Raw genomic sequence first — 1,432 nt, forward strand, 5'->3', positions numbered from 1 at the left:
TGCAAACTACCCGATGCACACGAGTGTGCTGGAAGGGGTGAACAACAAGATCAAAGTGATAAAGCGCATGGCATATGGATTTAGGGACTCAGAATACTTTTTTCTGAAAATCAAGGCGGCCTTCCCCGGAAAGCCGCGATGAACCCGTTTTTTATGGTGGGGATGAGGTGGCAGTGCGGTGGGCGGCGATCTGCGCCTCGCAAAAGCGCATCAGCTCCGGGTAGAAGTGCAGGAAGGCGTACTCGGCCTCGATCCAGCGAGCCTGATCCAGGGCGTGGAGCGCCTCCCCGAGCGGCACGGGGCGGCGCAGCCGACGACCGATGCCGTTGAGGGCCGCCCCCACCCCTTCCCGGTACAGGTAGGAGGCCAGCCAGTCCTGCTCGGCCATGTGCCGCAGGGCCATCGGCAGGCCCTGTGGCAGGCTGTGATGATCCAGGAGAAGTTGACCATAGCTCTGCGCCAGAAAGCGGGGCAGGGGGGCTGCGCTGAACCTCTGCCAGTGCTGGCTGAGCCAGTGATCGTAGAGCATGTCCACCACAATGCCGCCGAAGCGGCGCCAGGGGAGGGCGAAGCTCGCCACGGCGGCCCGATGGGCCGGGTGGGCATCGGTGAAGGCGTCTATCTTGCGGTGCAGCCAGATCCCCTCGTCGAAGTGGTCAGCCAGACCCGTCGGCAGCGGGCCCTTGATGAAGTCCCCCAGCAGGTTGCCGGTGAGGGAGCTGCCGGTATGGGCCGCCAGATGGAGGTGGGCGAGAAAATTCATGGGATGGGGCTCGCGTGCCTGGGCGTGAACGGGTGATCCGAGCCTAACGAATCGTGGCCGGATTGACCATGGGCAGGATGTTTCATCCCCAAGTCCCCTTGCCGGGCAAATTTGAGGCGTGGTAAGGTGCTTGCCATCTTTGTCACAGGACGCGACAAATCACCATGATGCGCAAAGCCAGAGGCTTTTTTCTGGCCTTCTATTTCAAGCCTTTCTATCTCTCCGAGTGGTTCGACGAATAGGTCGAGGCCCCGGAGCAGTTCATTGACGCCCATGGCGGCGTAATCCCGCTCATCTGCAATTTGCCGTTTGTTGGCCATCGCTTGCCTCTGCCTGCGATGCCTTGACCGCGCCTGTGCGCTTTTTATGTAATGGAGTACTCACGATGAAGACCACACTGACCCTGTCAGCTCTTGTTGCTGCCTGTCTGCTCGCCGCTCCCGTCACCGCCAAGGAGTGGAAGACGGTACGCTTTGGCGTGGAGGGGGCCTATCCCCCCTTCTCATGGACCGATGCGTCCGGAGAGATCGTAAGTATTCACCGGAACAGTATTGACACAGGAAAAATGAGACGATCGTCTCTTGATCCCACTTTCCTGCTTGCTTGATCCTGCTCCTTAGATACGCTCCCCCCATGAGCAAAAACACCATGCATTCCGCGGGAATGCCC

Annotated in this window: 3 protein-coding genes and 1 pseudogene; 2 read left to right on the forward strand and 2 right to left on the reverse strand. The window is 59.9% G+C overall.

Annotation, left to right across the window (positions count from 1 at the left end):
* Positions 1–142 (forward strand): transposase (locus J9889_RS17725; RefSeq protein ID WP_210537842.1); only part of this gene is annotated, 142 nt, incomplete at its 5' end.
* 9 nt (positions 143–151) lie between these two features.
* Here J9889_RS17725 and J9889_RS17730 read toward each other — a convergent pair.
* Together J9889_RS17730 and J9889_RS17735 are read right to left on the reverse strand one after the other, a co-directional pair.
* Positions 152–763, reverse strand: a complete 612-nt coding sequence (locus tag J9889_RS17730) for an ACP phosphodiesterase (RefSeq protein ID WP_161646881.1) — start codon at positions 761–763, stop codon at positions 152–154.
* The gene (locus tag J9889_RS17735; RefSeq protein ID WP_042015941.1) at positions 760–1,083 is read right to left on the reverse strand and encodes a hypothetical protein; all 324 of its coding nucleotides are present in this window, start codon (positions 1,081–1,083) and stop codon (positions 760–762) included. The genes J9889_RS17730 and J9889_RS17735 overlap by 4 nt, the downstream gene beginning before the upstream one ends.
* Positions 1,084–1,148: 65 nt before the next feature.
* On the opposite strand from J9889_RS17735, the pseudogene J9889_RS24730 reads away from it, so the two are divergent.
* Positions 1,149–1,292 (forward strand): annotated as a pseudogene (locus J9889_RS24730) (ABC transporter substrate-binding protein); the annotation flags it as partial.
* Positions 1,293–1,432: the final 140 nt, after the last annotated feature.

This window comes from Aeromonas sp. PrichA-15, from assembly GCF_017939245.1.
GTDB lineage: Bacteria > Pseudomonadota > Gammaproteobacteria > Enterobacterales > Aeromonadaceae > Aeromonas > Aeromonas caviae.